The sequence below is a fragment of the Providencia rettgeri genome (genome assembly GCF_001874625.1).
Classification (GTDB): domain Bacteria; phylum Pseudomonadota; class Gammaproteobacteria; order Enterobacterales; family Enterobacteriaceae; genus Providencia; species Providencia huashanensis.
This window is the reverse complement of the sequence record NZ_CP017671.1, coordinates 1428723-1447596: the sequence shown is the minus strand read 5'-3', so window position 1 is coordinate 1447596 and position 18874 is coordinate 1428723. Positions and strand designations below refer to the sequence as shown.

Below are 18874 nucleotides of genomic sequence, written 5' to 3'. Positions count from 1 at the left end.
ATACTCACCCTCTATTTCTTAGATTAGTGTTTTATTGGTACTGAAAAGCGCTATCTCAACTATAGCAATCGCTGGTTTAAAGGTCGTGCTCTAGTCTAGAGCAGCTCTAATTTATGTTGATGATGCGACAAGTTCACTGATATAACTGAGATTTGTTAAATATGGAGCCACTTTTAGTTATTTTGAAGCAACTACAGTGATATAGAAAAGCATGACAACCTCCTTTCGTGATACAGAAACAAAGCAAGCATTTTTCAGATCAATAATAAAAATATAACTAAAGGCGATGAGCACACTGAATTTGGAAGAACGATGCGCGACTTAATATCCAAACCATTTGTATTCAGACTAGCTCAGATAAAGATCGTGTCGAAGTGCTCATTTAACCCTTCACGACTGGCTAGTCAAAGAGTTCAGGCATAAAGGTATCAGTTGTATGGGAGAATTGATATTTTCCCAATAGAACAACCTCCACAGCTGTACCATAAAAAACATACCCAATATGCTAGGTACTGGCTTTATACCTATACTCCCACTTCACCACACAGGTACATATCTTGACTTAGTTTTCCTACTAATTTTGATTAGTACAAACCCTACGTTCAACAATATAGTGCGATTAACCCGAAAAAATTAATATAAATACCTTATTTCAATATACCGATTACGTTCCTTTTAAATAAAGGAATTACAACGTATGTTTCTACTGAAAGAAATTAAACCATCAGATATCTGCCCAATATCGAGTATTAGTTTATAAAAATTACCAATATTAACCATGTTGTTTTCATGGGTAATGTATTTCAATTAAGAATGATTTAATGCTCTATTAATGTGTTATAAAAACAAAAAACAGTATTTTATACCAACTTAAAAAGCCAATTGTTTGTTGTCATTGATAAAATATTGTCTATTTGGATTTTTTAACAAAATACTTTTTATTGAAAAAATAATTAAACATAAATACCTTACCAGAATTGTCTGCTTTATAATGTACTCACTTATCTGCATACTACTGCCAATAAGTAACAAGAGTGACATAAACTCAAAACACTTATCTATAATAATATATTGCTAACTCACTACGAAAAATAGGTTCCTTTTTTATCATGAATAATGAAAACTTTAGTGCAGATAACAACCCTGCACCTACAATTGACCCACAAAATCAAACTGATACTTTTGTTTTCCATGCTGAGCCTCGCGCGGTAGATGCTGGTGAAGGGGTTAACTGGATCAGCCAATCATGGTCTCTCGTTAAAGAGAAACTGGGTATGTGGATCTTGATTAACATCGTACTATTTGCATTAATCTTTATCATTTCGATGATCCCTTTCCTTAATTTACTGATTACCTTTATTACTCCTATTTTTATTGGCGGTATTATTGCAATCTGTGAAAACCAGCGTAAAACAGGTCAAGCTGAAATTGGCTTACTATTCGCCGGTTTCCAAAATAAATTCGGTACCCTATTTGCCGTTGGTGCAATCAACTTTGCCGCTAACTTAGTGGGTATGATCATCGCCTTTATTATTGGTGGTTCCGCTATGTTTGGTTTATTGATGGAAAGCAACCAATATGGCTCACCATCTGATGCTGCAATCCTTGCGTCTTCAGGTACATTCTTCTTTGCAATCATTATTATGGCTGTTGCTGCATTAGTCGGTACCGCATTAACTTGGTTTGCACCTGCACTGGTAATGAACCATAACTTTACTGTTGGCGCTGCAATTTCTGCCAGCTTACAAGCTGTTAAGAAAAACATCCTGCCAGGTATTCTGTTCTTTATCGTTATTTCAATCCTAATGATAATTTCAGTTATTCCTTTAGGTTTAGGTCTGTTAGTTTCTATGCCAATTATGTATGCTTGTTATTACAGCAGCTACCGTAGCCTGTTTTTCTCCCAAGTAAAATAAGCCAAGGTATGATGATTTAGCGATTTTGCTAAATCATTAAATCTAAAAAAGGAAAGCATATGCTTTCCTTTTTACTATCCCCTACAAATCCACATATATTCCTTTAAATAATAATTTTCTTCCTCCTTTAATAAATTCGAGTTGTTTTCCATGTATTTCGATATCACTGATTTGCAACTGTGTTAATGTCGCTAATGCAGGAAGCATCAGCCATGGAGAGGAACTAACTTATCTTACATTGCAATCTGTAGGTGAATGAATGGGTGGGTTAGAAAATGAATTAAATATTGGCATATTTAGTCATTCAGTGAAAGGGGGCTCAGGTTTAACCTGAAGATACTTATTCAGAACACGTTAAATTTGCAAAAAAAACGCGACCACTATGAGCCGCGTTTAACTTTTGAAAGAATAACGGAAATTAACCGATATATTCTAGGCCTTTCATATATGGGCGTAATACTTCTGGAACTTCAATACGGCCATCTGCTAATTGGTAGTTTTCTAAAATCGCCACCAATGTACGACCAACGGCTAAACCAGAACCATTTAGCGTATGAACTAGTTGAGTTTTCTTATCACTCTTACCACGGAAACGCGCTTGCATACGACGTGCTTGGAAATCCCACATGTTTGAACAAGAAGAAATCTCACGGTATGTATTTTGAGCTGGTAACCATACTTCTAAGTCGTAAGTTTTGCGTGAACCGAAACCAATATCACCAGTACATAAAATCACTTTACGGTAAGGTAAGTTCAATAATTGCAGAACCTTCTCAGCGTGACCTGTTAGCTCTTCCAGTGCATCCATCGATTTTTCAGGGTGAACTATTTGTACAAGCTCAACTTTGTCGAACTGGTGCATACGGATAAGACCACGAGTATCCCGACCATATGAACCCGCTTCAGAACGGAAACAAGGTGTATGTGCAGTCATTTTTAGCGGAAGATCATTTTCATCTAAAATTTCATCCCGTACTAAGTTAGTAACAGGGACTTCTGCTGTTGGGATCAACGCATAAGTGCTGCTGTCTGCTTCTTCTTCCAACGGTTTGGTATGGAATAAATCTTCACCAAACTTTGGTAATTGGCCGGTACCGTACAGCGTATCATGATTGACCAAATACGGAACATATAGCTCTTGATAACCGTGCTGCTCTGTATGTAAATCCAACATAAATTGGGCTAACGCACGGTGCATACGGGCTATTTGCCCTTTCATCACCACGAAGCGTGCACCGGTCAGTTTTACCGCAGCAGGGAAGTCTAGGCCCCCTGTTAATTCGCCTAGGCTAACGTGATCTTTAACTTCAAAATCATATTCACGAGGTTTACCCCAACGCGCAACCTCAACATTGTCGGAATCATCTTTGCCATCAGGAACTTGGTCATCAGGAATATTCGGGATACTCAATGCAATATCACGGATTTCTTGTTGCAGCTTGTCTAATTCTGCCTTAGCAGAATCCAATTTTTCGCCTAATAAGTTAACTTCTTGACGTAATGGCTCAATATCTTCACCACGTGCCTTAGCCGCACCGATAGTTTTCGATCGCGAGTTACGGTCTGCTTGCAGGGTTTCAGTTTCAACTTGTAAAACTTTGCGGCGTTCTTCTAATTCACGCAGCTTTTCCACATCAAGGGTAAAACCCCTGCGAGCCAGTTTTTCAGCAACCGCGTCTAGCTCCGTACGCAGTAAATTTGGATCGAGCATGCTTATCCTGTGATAATTGTTAGTTATTGATGGTACTTAATATAACGCATTCCAGCGTTATAAATAAAAGTATAGTAATTGGCTATATAACCTTACCGCATTGCCCAGTTTAGCGATAGCGTTTTATGGCACTATTTTGATCCTGTTGGGCTAACCAGTCTAATTTTTCAGCAAACTTGCTCTCTTGCCCTCGTTTTTCAGGGTAATAATAACGCGTTGCCTGCATTGGCTCAGGAAAGTAGTTTTCCCCAGCAGCGTAAGCATTAGGCTCATCATGAGCATAACGATACCCTTTCCCTGCCCCCATTTCTTTTAACAACTTAGTTGGGGCGTTGCGTAAATGCTCAGGGACGTCGTAGTCGGGCTGCATTTGAGCATCTTTAATAGCTGCTTTATATGCGGTGTAGACAGCATTACTTTTTGGAGCACAGGCAAGGTAAATAATCGCTTGGGCAATTGCACGCTCACCTTCTGCGGGCCCCACTCGGGTAAAACAATCCCATGCAGAAATGGCCACTTGCATAGCCCGAGGGTCGGCATTCCCGACATCTTCAGAAGCTATTGCTAACAAGCGGCGTGCGACATAAAGTGGATCTCCCCCCGCCGTAATGATCCTTGCATACCAATAGAGCGCGGCGTCAGGGGCCGAGCCTCTTACTGACTTATGCAATGCAGAAATTAAATCGTAATAACGGTCACCTTTATTATCGAAGCGTGCAGTACGTTCACCACTGACTTCTTTCAGTAAGTCAGCGGTCAAAATACGTTGGCCTTGGCTATCGGCTTCAGCCATATCGGCCATCATTTCCAATAAATTCAATGAGCGCCGAGCATCGCCATTAACTAACTGTGCAATAATTTTACGTGTACTGTCAGGTAGAAGAATATTTTGCCCACCTAGCCCTCTTTCTGTATCAGCTAAGGCTTGTAACAATACTAGCTCAATATCCGCTTCTTCTAGTGACTTAAGTAAATAAACCCTTGCGCGCGAAAGTAGTGCAGAATTCAACTCAAATGAAGGGTTCTCTGTTGTCGCCCCAATGAATGTGATCGTGCCATCTTCGATATGAGGTAAAAAAGCATCTTGCTGGCTTTTATTAAAACGATGAACTTCATCCACAAATAAAATTGTTCTGCGGCCTGCGCTACGGTTTTGGCGTGCTTTTTCTATTGACTCACGGATTTCTTTAACACCTGAGGTAACAGCAGAAATACGCTCTATGTCAGCCTGAGCATAATGGCCAATCACTTCAGCAAGAGTCGTTTTACCTGTCCCCGGTGGCCCCCATAAAATCATGGAGTGCAAATGCCCTGCTTTAATAGCGCGTGGTAATGGTTTCCCCTCCGCTAGCAAATGCTTTTGGCCAATGTATTGCTCAAGGGTTTCAGGCCGCATTCTTGCTGCTAAAGGTTGGAATTCATTCTGCGAAAAATCGAGAGACAGGTTACCCACGAGATCCTCTTTTTTACGTCTTAAAAATAAAGAAGTGCAAATCACCAGGCCATTAAAACCTGATGATTATTGTCGTTACTATTGGTTATTTTGCATTCGGTCGCTGGTCATCTAAGGTCACCCCTTTAGGCATCGTAAATTTGAATTTACTTGCATCAACAGGACCATTTTTTTGTTCTTTTAACTGATAAGCACTGACTTGCCCATCCTGTTCCACTGCCGAAAATTTTTCAATTGTCCCTTCTGGTGAGACTGTGATTGAAAAGCGTTTCAAGGTGCCATTAGTTTGCTTTGGTTTTAAATCAAACGTGTTACCTTGCTGAATAATTGAATACTGCTTCCAATCTTTAGGATCATTACGAGTGATTAATAAAAATGGCGTGTCTTGTGTGGCATCGGCCAAATTAGTTACCGTAACTTGTTCAACAAAAGGGTTATAAAACCACAAGTTTTTGCCGTCCGAGACTAATACACTTTCATCAGGTGATGTCATATTCCAATTGAATAAATTCGGGCGTTCAAGCCACAAATCCCCAACACCTTCTTGAACAAGATCCCCTTCAGGGCTGGTCACCTTCTGTGAAAAACTGGCTTGGAAGCTATTGACCTTGTTCAGACGAGCTTGTAGGTCTTGGCTGGCGTCGGCCAGTACTTGGCCGATATGTAAACTGAAGGCGAGTACGCCTAATAACATCATTTTTTTCATCGAACAATGACCTTAAGTTATGACCCTAAGAGGTGTGATAACGTTATACACCCCTAAAATTAAACCAACAATCAGCACACTAAATGATTAAGCTGTTAACCTATTTTTAATGCCCCATTGACGGTGGCGCAAGGACTTCACGATTCCCGTTATGACCTTGTTCACTCACAATACCTTGGATCTCCATTTGCTCAACAATCCTTGCGGCGCGGTTATAGCCAATCCTAAATTGACGTTGAACACCGGAAATAGAAACACGTTGTTTTTCAACCACAAACTCTACAGCTTGGTCAAATAATGGGTCAAGTTCTTCCCCACCACTATCATAGCCCCCACCTTCGTTATCATCACTACAAGTGGTAATGTTATCAATATATTGTGGTTTCCCACGCGCCTTCCAATCATTCACAACCGCATGAACCTCTTGGTCACGAACAAAAGCACCGTGTACACGCATAGGGATTGATGAGTTTGGCGGAAGATATAGCATATCCCCCATCCCTAATAGGGACTCAGCACCGCCTTGGTCAAGGATAGTACGAGAGTCTATTTTACTGGAAACAGTAAATGCAATACGAGTAGGGATGTTTGCTTTGATCAACCCAGTGATAATGTCGACAGACGGACGTTGCGTTGCAAGAACAAGGTGAATACCTGCTGCTCGGGCTTTTTGTGCCAATCGAGCAATTAGCTCCTCAACTTTTTTACCTGCTGTCATCATTAAATCAGCAAATTCATCAACCATAACAACGATATAAGGTTCTTTTTTCAGCATAGGATGTTCAATTTCCATGCTATCACTAGGTTTCCAATGCGGATCAGGTATTGGACGCCCCATCTCTTCGGCTGCTTTAATTTTATCATTATAACCCGCAAGGTTACGTACACCGAGAGCAGACATTAGCTTATAACGACGTTCCATTTCATTCACACACCAACGTAATGCATTAGCGGCGTCTTTCATGTCGGTAACGACTTCTGTCAATAAATGCGGGATCCCTTCATAGATGGAAAGCTCCAACATTTTCGGGTCAATCATAATAAAGCGGACATCTTCGGGCTTCGCTTTATACAAAATACTGAGGATCATGGCGTTGACACCAACGGATTTACCTGACCCAGTGGTACCTGCTACTAATAAATGCGGCATTTTTGCTAAATCAGCAACCACGGGGTCACCTTCGATATCTTTACCTAACACAATCGTTAATGGCGAAGGGTTTTTCCTAAAGTCATCGCAGTCTAAAACTTCACTTAAATAAACCGTTTGGCGTTTTTCGTTAGGGAGTTCAAGCCCAACGTACGGCTTACCCGGTATCACTTCCACAACACGTACTGCCACTGTAGATAAAGAGCGTGCAAGGTCTCGTGATAATGTTGATATACGAGCGGCTTTCACACCGGGTGCCAAATCCAGTTCAAAACGCGTGATCACAGGCCCTGGGGAGAAACCAACAACCTCAGCTTTCACCCGATAGTCATTTAACCGAGCTTCGATTAACCTAGCGGTTTGCTCAAGTTTAAACATGTCGACTGGTTCTTCCTGTTCAGGTGGGCTCGCCAGTAAGTCAAGGGATGGCATTGGTGTTGTTGGTTTTGGTAAAGGTTGATCATTTCGCACCAAAAACGGGTGGAATAAGCTATCTTGCTGTGGCTGCTGTGGCTGCTGTGGCTGCTGTGGCTGCTGTGGCTGCTGTGGCTGCTGTGGCTGCTGTGGCTGCTGTGGCTGCTGTGGCTGCTGTGGCTGCTGTGGCTGCTGTGGCTGCTGTGGCTGCGCAAAAGTGTGTGCCGATGTTGACGAATTGCCAAGACCTTCATGAATATTATTTTGTGAATTTTCCGAAGGAACTGGCACCGCACTAAATGAAGGCATAAATAATGGGTCAGCTGGTTCATCGTCTACCAGATCATCAACTGGAGAAAAACTACCCAGCACGGAAAACTCTTTTTTCAAATCAACCTTAGATTCAAAGTGATCAGATATCTGGGAATGTTCATCTTCTGCAAAGCTATTTTTGTACACGTCATCGACTGCAGGAGTGGATTCAGTTGATGCGGGTATTGTGTGAGTATTATTAGAAAATGCTGACGCTGATGGCCAACGATGCTCAATTTCTGGCTGCGTCAAAGAACCTGATTCAGATGGTTCATCTTGCTGCTGTTGTTCTGCAACGCTCGGTTGTGCGCTAAATACCGGCGATTCATAGTCAGTTTCATCGATATCACCATAACGCTCTCGTTGTTGCTCTAAGAACTGAGCTCGTAGCAATTCATCTTGCTGTGCTTCCTCTTCCGTTTCAGAGGACTCCTGCTCACCTGCGGACCACTGTTGATACGCTTGCTCGCGTTTTAACGCCTCTTCTTGGCGGCGTTGCAACTCAGCATCACGCTGAGAAGGGATACGGATACCGTAAAGTTCACGACGAGTAGGTAAACGAACAGGGTTTGGCCTTGGTAATTCAGGCTCTACTGTTTGTTTTACTTGGGCGTGGCGTTCAAGTGCGGCAATGGAAATCCCCGCAGCAGCAATGGCCGCTGGGTCTGAAACACGCTCCGTCACTGTTGAACTTACAGCACTCGCGACATCACTAACATTCATCGATGGCGATGAAAGTGATTGTGGCTCAAACGAGTTATATTGTGGCCTTTGAGGCTCTATTTGATTATTTGACTGTTCTTGATGAGGAACATCAGCTTGATTTTGTGGTGTTATATGCTCATTAGCGTGATATTCAAATGGCGTGGATGTCGCGTTTGATTGATGAACAGGAGGTTCATCCGATATTGGTGTCGTTTCCTCAAAACCAGAACCTAATTGAGGTTGGTAATCTTCAGGCACTTCAAAATGATAGGTATTAGGCTCATCAATAGCAGAAAACGATGGCACCGTTTCTTGTTCTGGTACACCTTGAGCCGCTATTGGCGTTGCCCCTTCAGTAACCGCTGTATTTTCGGTAGACTCTGCCTCTGGTGCAGGGGATACTTCAGTCACCAACTCGGCAACAGTAGGCGCAGAAAATAAAACGTCATCTGGGTCTATAGTATCTGGGTAATTGTTAGCCCTATGCTCTGCTTCTTGCGCACGTTGTAACGCACCTTCGGTTTCTTCGACATCTACATCATAGTCATCTAAGTCATCACCCCTCGCCCTATTTGTTAATAAAGCGATAGGAAAAAGGACGGCAGATCCAATTTTTTCTGCAATTGTCAGCCATGACCAACCTGTAAATAACGTAAAACTAATAGCCCATAAGAACAGCAATGCAAGTGTTGCACCTAATGAGTTAAACCACGGCATTATTGCGTTACTAAACACGCTACCAATAACACCGCCTGAAGCAAAGTTAGGTAAATCATCAAAATTCAGTGCAGCTAGCCCACAAGAGGATAAAATTAGCGCTAACCCACCAATTAACCTTAGAGAAAGAGAGAAGAAATCAATATAGCGACGCTGACTTTCGTATTGGAAAATAGCCCAGCAACCGAGAATTAATAAGGGAGGAATTGCAAAAGCAAGAATACCAAAAGCAGAAAAAAGAATATCCGCGCTCCATGAGCCAACACTACCAGCTAAATTCTTTACGGGCGCATTCCATGTGGTTTGGGACCAACTTGGGTCCGAAGGGCTGAAACTCAATAAAGCAACCATTAAAAAGATAGCGCTCAAGCAAATTGCGAGCAAAATAACCTCTAATAGCCGCCTACCGCTACTTAATTTTTTAAATTTGATGTGTTTATCTTCTGTGTATTCTTGGCTCATTATTGTTTCTTTGCTGACTGATGTTCTTTACTGATTTATGTTTATTCTAACATTAATCGCCTTGCTGTGCCTGTTTTACCGTTACGGAAGTAAATCAATGCATCACAGGAACGACAAGTTTCAGTATTTCATCTAACGCATAAGGATTCAATTTCTATTTCCCGTTAAAAATCCTAAATATTTATAGATTTAAAATCAATTAATTGGAAACAATACTCCTTGTTTACTAAGTAATTTTAGCAAACAAATGTCAACGCGGTTAGATTTGCGATTAAATGAGACACTTGAGGGTGAATAACACAATGTTTTTACTGTATTAAAACGGAACAACGCTGAGTAAACTCAGCGTTGAAACTGCAGTGCGACAACAAAGCTGAAAATGCTGTGCTGAAGTGAGGTTAAAAAAGTAAAAATTAGCGTGTTTTAATCACTAAACGGTTACTTTGTTTAACTTCTTCCATAACCACGTAGGTACGAGTATCGTTTACACCAGGTAAGCGTAAAAGAGTTTCACCTAGCAGCTTACGATATGCGGACATATCTGGCACACGCGTTTTCAACAAGTAGTCAAAATCACCAGAAACAAGGTGACATTCTTGAATTTCTTCAAGCTTTTGAACTGCTGTATTGAATTGTTCGAACACGTCTGGTGCACCACGATTCAGTGTAATCTCAACGAACACTAATAGGGATGCATCTAAGTAATGTGGATTTAACAAGGCGGTATAGCCAGAAATAAACCCTTGTCTTTCAAGACGACGCACACGCTCTAAACACGGTGTCGGTGATAAACCAACACGCTTAGACAATTCTACGTTAGAAATTCGCCCGTCTTTTTGTAATTCGTTTAATATATTCCTGTCGATACGGTCAAGGTCTTTGCCTGGACGCTTTTTATTGTCAATCATCTCTTAATCTCTCTTTCTCTAATTGTTATTTTCTACATCTATAAAATAGCACCTTAGCCGCACCTTTTATATTTAGGGAACCGTGTTCAGGAGCAAATTTTATTCATAGTGCTGAATTTCGTGTGAATGTAATTATCACCCACAATTTTGACTCATTTTTTAAGTTTGTAAGTAGCGTAAAGTTAACTTTCCAGTAAGAACAAAAATGCGCCATTTCCATTGACCTGCTAGATAATTAACTCTTACACAGATGTTTTCGCAAATGCGCAGCCGATTGTCAAAGCAAATGAATAAAAATCAGTACAAGATTTCGCTTTTTTTTCCAGTAAAACGTTTCGCAGCCTTAATTCAAGATAATTCCTAAAAATTGTGAAGCGTGACATATTCAACTTTTTGCTACATTTTTTTACAATTAGTAGGTATTGCCTATCATAGAAATTAGTGGCATGACACTCACTCGCACTTAAACCACTTTTGTTAACCTGCTATTTCTCCTACAATCCTGTTAACGCTTTTTTTTAGATTAAAAGAGGAATTCATGAGCACAACCACACATCGCAAGTTAATCATTCTAGGTTCAGGCCCCGCAGGTTATACTGCCGCAGTCTATGCTGCACGCGCAAATTTAAGCCCAGCCCTGATTACTGGGGTGGAAAAAGGTGGTCAGTTAACTACCACCACTGAAGTTGAAAACTGGCCAGGCGACCCTGAAGGGCTTACTGGACCGATGCTAATGGAGCGCATGCATGAGCACGCAGTTAAATTTGAAACTGAAATCATCTCTGACCATATTCAAAAAGTAGATTTAAAGCAACGCCCTTTCCGACTAATCGGTGATGAAAATCAATATACTTGTGATGCCCTCATTATCGCAACAGGAGCTTCCGCTCGTTATATTGGTTTACCTTCAGAGGAAGCCTTTAAAGGTCGTGGGGTCTCTGCTTGTGCCACTTGTGATGGATTTTTTTACCGTAACCAAAAAGTCGCCGTCGTTGGTGGTGGAAATACCGCGGTTGAAGAAGCACTATATTTATCGAATATTGCCTCAGAAGTTCATTTGATCCACCGTCGTGATAGCTTCCGTGCAGAAAAAATCCTTATTAATCGTTTAATGGATAAAGTCGAAAACGGCAATATTATTCTGCATACCGACCGTACTTTAAACGAAGTACTCGGCGATGACATGGGGGTTACGGGTGTACGCCTTGAGTGCACTAAAACCCACGAAACAGAAGAAATACCTGTAATGGGAGCCTTTATTGCTATCGGCCATAGCCCAAATACCGCTATTTTTGAAGGGCAATTAGACTTAGACAATGGTTACATTAAAGTCCAATCTGGCACACAAGGTAATGCAACCCAAACCTCAGTAGAAGGTGTTTTCGCCGCTGGTGATGTAATGGACCATATATACCGCCAAGCCATCACCTCAGCAGGGACAGGCTGTATGGCAGCATTAGATGCAGAACGTTACCTTGATGGGCTTGCTTCTAAATAATCTATAACGAACACCTAGGCTTTAATCTTAAATAGATTAAAGCCTTTTTTATTCCTTCCTACTCTCCCTAGTTTTTCTTAACAACTTGCTATTGCTCTATATTTTAAGAGCAAGTTTATATTGCGTGCAAAACATTCAACCTATACTGTTTTTACATAAAATTAACGTTAACAAGGCACAAATATGGGGCAGCAATTAGGGCGTGATGATATTCGTGGTTATGCCTATTTTATTATTGTAGTTCTCGCAATAATCCAAGGTGTTATTATTGCAGCTACCACGGATTATTCTATCCGTTATGATAGCCAGTTAAGTACAACAACAGTGTATCTACCAGTCTTACTCGCTATTTTTGTTCCTTCGGTCATTAGCTACTTAATTACTAATGCGAAATCCGCCATTTTTTATCTCAATATTGCAATTACAGTCGGGTTAACTTGCTGGATTAACTACTGGCACGCCCAAGATTTTAAAACGCCAACAGAAGCAGACCCATTTTTTGCCTTTCTCACACTGACTGTTTTATTCTTTTTCATGTTGCCATGGATGCAAATGTTACAAACAAGCGCAACATGGAAAATCAATTACAGTTGCTTAATGGGTTTATATATTAAAAATACTTTCCTAGGTATTTTATCCTCTGCCATTGGTGGGCTATTAGCGTTAATTATAAAGCTAGCTAGCTTTTTATTTGGCATTGTAAACCTCAATTTTTTGCACGATATCCTAGATAACGAATTAGTCTATTGGGCAGGCTTTGCTCTTGGATTCAATATCAGTTTGGTCTTTTTAAGGGCTGTACTTGATATTCAACTTAGTAATTTTGCCAGTTTTATTGCTCGATTTTTCTTACCGTTGCTTAACCTAGTCGCTGCCATTTTCTTAGTGGGTTTTGTGATTTCATATTTCTCAGGTTTAGCCTCCGTCGGTCTAGGTTCGGCAGTCATGCTGTGGTTTATTATCCTGAACCTTATTTTTATTAACTTCGTATATGGTGATGGCAGTACACAATACCGATTCCGTCCGGGGCTAAATGGTTTTGTTCTCCTTAGCATTATTCTGCTCAATGCATTTTCAGCACTGTCTCTATACGGGATCATTGCACGTGTTAACCAATACAGTTGGAGCATTGAGCGCTTATACGCTTTCACAATTGCCTTGTTTTTATCCGCTATTGTCCTTGCTTATAGCCTTGCAATTCTTCGCAAAAAAACAGCATGGATGGCATCTCTAGGTACTATCAACAAAGTCGGTATTTTGTCTTTGCTAGCGATTATTTTGGTCATCAATAGCCCGATTGCCGATTTTAAAAGGATCACGGTCAACAGTATCATAGCGGGGGTTGAAAACGGCAAAATTAAGGTAAATAGTTCTTTAGCATACGACTTAAAGCATTTAGGTGAATATGGGGAACAAGCCTATAAACAATTAGATAAAAACCCAGAATACACAGAAGCGTTTCAAACTAGCCCATACAATGAAGAACAACGTAAGCCATTGAAAGGTGTGTTAATACAAGCTAAAAACAGCCCTAAATTACCAGATAGTTGGTTTGACCTCGGTGAAAATCTCACCGGCGAATGGTATTGCACATCACAGTATGAGCCATACTCATGCATGGGCTTTATGGCAGACGCCAACCAAAATGGGCAAAATGATGTTGTTATGTGTTATACCTACCCCACCAGTGCCAGTATTGAATGCAATATTTGGCAACAACAGGAACAAAGCTGGGAGTTAGTCGATAACCAAACTCGTTTGTTTAATACTGTACAAGCGAAAGACAAAGCTTGGGATAATTTATTAGACGGACATTTTCAATTAAAACCTAAAGAATGGTTAATGATTGACCCTACCCCTTAATTTTTTCTAAAAATGTAGATGGCTTAACAGAATGTCATTTAGCCATCTACATATCAAATAAAAATACAGTAATATCTCAACCAACCTCATCTTTTAAGACTGACTGAAATATTAAATTTACCTTTATAAAACAATTTAATAACAAAACACAGTTCACTTTAAATAAGGTGCTTTTATTATGTAACATATCCTAATGAAGCTGTTATGATGGAGCCTAAATAACTCGAATTACCGAGCAAGATCAAAAATACTGGTTTTCATATCGTCATTAATTATGTTGCTAGGTCACTCTATTATCTTTCTTGTGCAGTTTAAAATAGGGACTAGCGCAATATAGTAATGATGAAAGCGACGTTAGGTTGGCATAATCTAACTACACTCAATAACATTAAAACTACACCTGCTAACTAAATCATTATGGATAAATCAAGACAGACTGAATTGGTACGTTGGTTAAAACAACACAGTGCTCCCGCGAAGCGCTGGTTGCGGATCTCTATGCTGTTGGGCATGCTTAGTGGCTTACTGATTATTGCTCAAGCGTGGTTTTTAGCCGTTATCCTACAAGCATTAATTATGGATGGCACTCCACGGGAACAACTTGTAACGCCTTTTATTCTACTAATTAGCGTCTTTATTCTTCGTGCAATTGTCACTTACATACGAGAACGTATTGGCTTTCGCTGTGGGCAAGTTGTACGCCAAGAAATCCGCACAATGGTGCTAGATAAACTCCAAGAATTAGGCCCCGTTTGGGTCAAAGGGAAACCAGCGGGGAGTTGGGCAACCATTATTCTTGAACAAATCGAAGATATGCAAGACTACTACTCCCGCTATCTACCTCAAATGTATTTAGCGGGTATTATCCCCATCATGATTTTGATTGCTATCTTTCCCTTTAACTGGGCTGCTGCGTTAATTTTATTCGTGACCGCACCGCTTATTCCTATTTTTATGGCATTAGTTGGGCTTGGCGCTGCGGATGCTAATAGGCGTAATTTCATTGCATTAGGCCGCCTCAGCGGTAGTTTTCTTGATAGGTTGCGAGGCCTCGATACTTTACGATTATTCTTCCGTGAAAAAGCAGAAATTCAGCAAATTCGTGAGTCAACTGATGATTTTCGCTCTAGAACCATGGAAGTACTGCGGATGGCCTTTCTCTCTTCTGGGGTCCTCGAATTTTTTGCGTCAATTTCTATTGCGGTTGTTGCCGTCTACTTCGGGTTTTCATACCTTGGTGAAATGAACTTCGGTAGCTATGGTTTACCTGTCACACTGTTTGCGGGTTTTTTAGCTCTCATTCTTTCCCCTGAATTCTTCCAGCCATTGCGTGATCTCGGCACATATTACCATGCGAAAGCCCAAGCGGTTGGAGCTGCTGAAACGTTAGAAACATTGCTAAATAGCGAGGGGGAACAAAAAGCCCAGCAAGGTACAAAAACCCTCCCAAATGAACCTATTCGTATCGAAGCCAAGCAGCTAGAAATTTTATCGCACGATGGAGTGTGTCTTGCAGGGCCATTAGATTTTAGTATTGAACCACAGCAACGTATTGCTTTAGTAGGCCAAAGCGGTGCGGGCAAAAGCTCTCTACTCAATCTACTATTGGGTTTTTTACCCTATAACGGCTCAATCACGGTAAATGGCATTGAATTAAGTGAATTATGCCCCGATAAGTGGCGTGAATTGCTTGGCTGGGTTGGGCAAAACCCACATCTACCCGAACAAACACTGATTGAAAATATCTGTTTAGGTAAACCTAACGCTTCTGAAGCAGAAGTTAAACATGCTATTGATAATGCTTATGTCTCTGAATTTTTACCGCACTTACCTGATGGCTTAAATACACGGCTTGGCGACTACGCCGCTCGCCTTTCTGTTGGGCAAGCACAACGAGTTGCTGTTGCTCGCGTTTTATTGAAACCATCGCGTTTATTGCTGTTAGATGAGCCCGCCGCAAGCCTTGATTCTCATAGCGAACAACGGGTTATGCAAACACTAAACCAGCTATCAGAGCAACAGACGACCCTGTTAGTCACCCATTTACTGGAAGAAACTATCGATTACGACCAAATTTGGGTAATGGCTAATGGCCAAATCATTCAACGGGGTAATTACAAACAACTCAGTCAATCTGAAGGGGCGTTTGCCCAGTTACTTGCCCACCGCAGTGAGGAGCTTTGATAATGAAAGTTTTATTACCCTTCTTAGCCCTTTATCGCCGTCATTGGTTTTTGATCACCTTAGGCATTATTTTAGCCATTGTGACCCTACTTGCCAGTATTGGGCTGTTAACTCTTTCTGGTTGGTTTTTAGCAGGTACCGCAATTGCCGGTTTCCCTGGGCTGTACTACTTTAATTATATGTTACCTGCCGCAGGTGTACGTGGCGCTGCTATTTTCCGTACTGCTGGTCGCTATGGAGAACGCCTAGTTAGTCACGATGCGACGTTTAAAGTTTTAGCTCACCTACGTGTTTTTGCATTTAGTAAAGTACTTCCACTCTCCCCAGGTGGGATCAGCCGCTTTCGCCAAGGTGAATTACTTAACCGCCTTGTTGCCGATGTAGAAACACTTGATCACCTCTATTTACGGGTGTTATCACCAATTATCACTGCATTTTTCGTGACTTTCGTGCTGATTTTTGGCTTAAGTTATCTTGACCCTCGCCTTGCGTGGACACTGGGAGGGGTCATGTTATTTTTATTATTTACCATGCCAATAGCCTTTTATCATGCGGGTAAACCAATTGGTCGAGAACTGACTGAATTACGTGGAAATTACCGCACTATTTTAACGTCCGCACTACAAGGGCAAGCGGAATTAACATTATTTGGCGCAACATCGCGTTTTCGCCAAACCTTGTGGGGAATAGAAAATAGCTGGCAAGCTCGCCAACAGCAACAAGCTGCGCTTACAGGGCTATCACAAGCGGTTATCTTGTTTGCATCGGGTATTACCGCAACATTATTGCTGTGGATGGCTGCGGAGCATGTAGGAGGTGATACAAAGCCTGGCGCATTAATCGCATTATTTGTTTTCTGCGCCTTAGCAGCCTTTGAAGCGCTAGGCCCAGTTGCTGTTGCTTTCCAACATATGGGCCAAGTTATTGCTTCTGCCACCCGAGTTTCACAACTGATGACAGCCAAACCGGAAGTGACTTTCCCTACCCAAAGCCATTCAATAGAAACACTAGAAAGCTTAGAGGTTGAAAATATTTCGTTTACTTATCCAGAGCAGCCTTTTGCTGTTCTGAACAATGTCTCCCTGTCTTTGACTAAAGGCCAACATTTTGCCTTGTTAGGTAAGACTGGCTGTGGAAAATCTACTTTGCTTCAGCTTCTTACCCGCGCATGGGATGTCGACAGTGGAAGCATTACTCTCAATGGTCATCCCATCAATGAGTTTAGTGAACAAGCCTTGCGCAGCGTGATGTCCGTAGTACCACAGCGCGTTCATGTGTTTAGTGATACTTTACGTAATAATTTATTATTAGCAAAAGAACAAGCGACTGATGCAGAACTTAATGAAGTGCTTCGCCAAGTTGGGTTAGGTAATTTGTTAGAAAACGAATTAAAACTCAATGCATGGATGGGCGATGGTGGCCGCCAATTATCTGGAGGGGAACAACGCCGTTTAGGGATTGCTCGGGCACTATTACACAATACTCCATTGGTCCTTATGGATGAACCGACAGAAGGGCTTGATGCACAAACTGAGCAACAAATTTTAGCACTGCTAAAAGAAAAGTGTGCAGATAAAACCTTGATTGTCATTACTCATCGGATGCAAGGTCTAGAAGAAATGGATAACATATGTGTGATGGATGATGGTAAAATCGTCGAACAAGGCACCCATCAAGCGCTGTTAGATATGCAAGGTCGGTATTACCAATTCCGCCAGCGCCATTGGGTACAGCAACCCCTTTGAGGCGCATATGTACCAATTAGATGATGACTCCAATTTATTTCCTCCCGTGTCTGAAGCGATGCGGGAACCGAATGGTTTATTAGCCATTGGGGGAGATCTTTCATCAAAAAGGCTGCAAGCTGCTTATTATGATGGTATCTTTCCTTGGTTTAATCCTGGAGAGATGCCTTTATGGTGGTCACCAGACCCCAGAGCTGTGCTAATGGTGGGCGATTTACATATTAGTCGTTCAATGAAAAAAGTGTTAAAAAAACAGATTTATCGCATTACGATTAACACTGCTTTCAAGCAAGTTATTGAAGCTTGTTCTGTCCGTCCCGAAGGTACGTGGATTTTACCTGAAGTACAAGCCGGTTATCTGGCTTTGCATCAAGAAGGGATCGCGCATTCTGTTGAGGCTTGGCATGGCTCACAACTTGTTGGGGGGCTCTACGGCGTGAACATGGGTCACCTATTTTGTGGGGAATCTATGTTCAGTAGAATGAATGATGCATCCAAATTTGCTTTTATTACATTCTATTTTCATTTTTTGCGCTATAATGGGCAGCTTTTTGATTGTCAGGTACTTAACCACCATACCGCCTCGATGGGCGCAAAAGAGATATCCCGTAGGGATTTTTTACATATTCTTTATCGGTGGCGTAACAAAGCGATTGACCCCGCCTGCTGGTTACCGCAATCGATTGAAATACCGCCAATTTTTAATTAGTAAAAATTGGTTTTTACAATAATTTTATTCCCCATGAAAAAATAAAGATCGTGTTAAAATGCGACACTTCTTTACTTAGTGCGGGTTTTTGGGCATTATCTTGCCCGTTAAAAATCACGGTTATTAGACTTAGAGGATTAGATGGCCAAAGAAGACAATATAGAAATGCAGGGCACAGTTTTAGATACCCTGCCAAACACAATGTTCCGTGTTGAACTAGAAAACGGTCACGTAGTGACTGCTCATATTTCTGGTAAAATGCGTAAAAACTATATCCGCATCCTGACAGGCGACAAGGTAACTGTAGAGTTAACTCCTTATGACCTGAGCAAAGGCCGAATCATTTTCCGTAGCCGTTGATATTCTCTTCAGGCAAGGCCTGACATTACCACAGGTGCATGACACACCTGTGGTCTATTTC

Annotated in this window: 12 protein-coding genes and 1 pseudogene; 8 read left to right on the top strand and 5 right to left on the bottom strand. The window is 41.4% G+C overall.

Translation table 11 applies throughout. From position 1 onward, the window contains the following. Positions 1 to 103: 103 nt before the first annotated feature. Both RB151_RS24145 and RB151_RS06455 read left to right on the top strand, forming a co-directional pair. Positions 104 to 439 (top strand): annotated as a pseudogene (locus RB151_RS24145) (ISNCY family transposase); the annotation flags it as partial. Positions 440 to 1109: 670 nt separating this feature from the next. Further along, complete coding sequence (locus tag RB151_RS06455) at positions 1110 to 1916, top strand: BPSS1780 family membrane protein (protein WP_042846502.1); 807 nt, start codon at positions 1110 to 1112, stop codon at positions 1914 to 1916. A gap of 418 nt (positions 1917 to 2334) precedes the next feature. Here the strand turns inward: RB151_RS06455 and serS are convergent, their stop codons facing one another. From serS to lrp, 5 genes are all read right to left on the bottom strand, one after another. Then, positions 2335 to 3627 (bottom strand): serine--tRNA ligase, encoded by a 1293-nt coding sequence (gene serS / locus RB151_RS06450; protein ID WP_042846503.1) that lies wholly within the window; start codon positions 3625 to 3627, stop codon positions 2335 to 2337. Between the two features lie 109 nt (positions 3628 to 3736). Further along, positions 3737 to 5080 carry a replication-associated recombination protein A gene (locus tag RB151_RS06445; RefSeq protein ID WP_042846504.1) on the bottom strand — a complete coding sequence of 448 codons (1344 nt, stop codon included), beginning with the start codon at positions 5078 to 5080 and terminating at the stop codon, positions 3737 to 3739. A gap of 85 nt (positions 5081 to 5165) precedes the next feature. Beyond that, the gene (gene lolA, locus RB151_RS06440) at positions 5166 to 5786 is read right to left on the bottom strand and encodes an outer membrane lipoprotein chaperone LolA (protein ID WP_042846505.1); all 621 of its coding nucleotides are present in this window, start codon (positions 5784 to 5786) and stop codon (positions 5166 to 5168) included. A gap of 106 nt (positions 5787 to 5892) precedes the next feature. Beyond that, positions 5893 to 9546 (bottom strand): DNA translocase FtsK 4TM domain-containing protein, encoded by a 3654-nt coding sequence (locus tag RB151_RS06435; protein ID WP_071547882.1) that lies wholly within the window; start codon positions 9544 to 9546, stop codon positions 5893 to 5895. A gap of 413 nt (positions 9547 to 9959) precedes the next feature. Continuing rightward, positions 9960 to 10454, bottom strand: coding sequence for a leucine-responsive transcriptional regulator Lrp (gene lrp / locus RB151_RS06430; RefSeq protein ID WP_004918089.1), 495 nt, complete (start codon positions 10452 to 10454; stop codon positions 9960 to 9962). Positions 10455 to 10992: 538 nt separating this feature from the next. Here lrp and trxB point away from each other — a divergent pair. The 6 genes from trxB (at position 10993) to infA (ending at position 18813) form a co-directional block, all read left to right on the top strand. Beyond that, positions 10993 to 11952: a thioredoxin-disulfide reductase gene (gene trxB / locus RB151_RS06425; RefSeq protein WP_042846507.1), complete on the top strand. Its 960-nt coding sequence runs from the start codon at positions 10993 to 10995 to the stop codon at positions 11950 to 11952. Positions 11953 to 12135: 183 nt separating this feature from the next. Beyond that, positions 12136 to 13815 (top strand): DUF4153 domain-containing protein, encoded by a 1680-nt coding sequence (locus RB151_RS06420; protein ID WP_048606565.1) that lies wholly within the window; start codon positions 12136 to 12138, stop codon positions 13813 to 13815. Between the two features lie 417 nt (positions 13816 to 14232). After that, on the top strand, positions 14233 to 15999 hold the full coding sequence (gene cydD / locus RB151_RS06415) for a heme ABC transporter permease/ATP-binding protein CydD (protein WP_071547881.1): 1767 nt from the start codon (positions 14233 to 14235) through the stop codon (positions 15997 to 15999). A 2-nt stretch (positions 16000 to 16001) separates the two neighbouring features. Then, positions 16002 to 17744 carry a heme ABC transporter ATP-binding protein/permease CydC gene (gene cydC, locus RB151_RS06410; protein WP_042846510.1) on the top strand — a complete coding sequence of 581 codons (1743 nt, stop codon included), beginning with the start codon at positions 16002 to 16004 and terminating at the stop codon, positions 17742 to 17744. A gap of 7 nt (positions 17745 to 17751) precedes the next feature. Then, positions 17752 to 18453 (top strand): leucyl/phenylalanyl-tRNA--protein transferase, encoded by a 702-nt coding sequence (gene aat, locus RB151_RS06405; protein ID WP_042846511.1) that lies wholly within the window; start codon positions 17752 to 17754, stop codon positions 18451 to 18453. 141 nt (positions 18454 to 18594) lie between these two features. Further along, on the top strand, positions 18595 to 18813 hold the full coding sequence (infA, locus tag RB151_RS06400) for a translation initiation factor IF-1 (protein WP_004244560.1): 219 nt from the start codon (positions 18595 to 18597) through the stop codon (positions 18811 to 18813). The last annotated feature ends 61 nt before the right edge of the window (positions 18814 to 18874 follow it).

Coding starts and splice junctions, on each gene's coding strand:
- cydC (WP_042846510.1), top strand. CDS start 16,002: ATGAAAGTTTTATTACCCTTCTTAGCCCTTTATCGCCGTCATTGGTTT.
- serS (WP_042846503.1), bottom strand. CDS start 3,627: ATGCTCGATCCAAATTTACTGCGTACGGAGCTAGACGCGGTTGCTGAA.
- lolA (WP_042846505.1), bottom strand. CDS start 5,786: ATGAAAAAAATGATGTTATTAGGCGTACTCGCCTTCAGTTTACATATC.
- cydD (WP_071547881.1), top strand. CDS start 14,233: ATGGATAAATCAAGACAGACTGAATTGGTACGTTGGTTAAAACAACAC.
- lrp (WP_004918089.1), bottom strand. CDS start 10,454: ATGATTGACAATAAAAAGCGTCCAGGCAAAGACCTTGACCGTATCGAC.
- aat (WP_042846511.1), top strand. CDS start 17,752: ATGTACCAATTAGATGATGACTCCAATTTATTTCCTCCCGTGTCTGAA.
- RB151_RS06435 (WP_071547882.1), bottom strand. CDS start 9,546: ATGAGCCAAGAATACACAGAAGATAAACACATCAAATTTAAAAAATTA.
- RB151_RS06455 (WP_042846502.1), top strand. CDS start 1,110: ATGAATAATGAAAACTTTAGTGCAGATAACAACCCTGCACCTACAATT.
- trxB (WP_042846507.1), top strand. CDS start 10,993: ATGAGCACAACCACACATCGCAAGTTAATCATTCTAGGTTCAGGCCCC.
- RB151_RS06420 (WP_048606565.1), top strand. CDS start 12,136: ATGGGGCAGCAATTAGGGCGTGATGATATTCGTGGTTATGCCTATTTT.
- infA (WP_004244560.1), top strand. CDS start 18,595: ATGGCCAAAGAAGACAATATAGAAATGCAGGGCACAGTTTTAGATACC.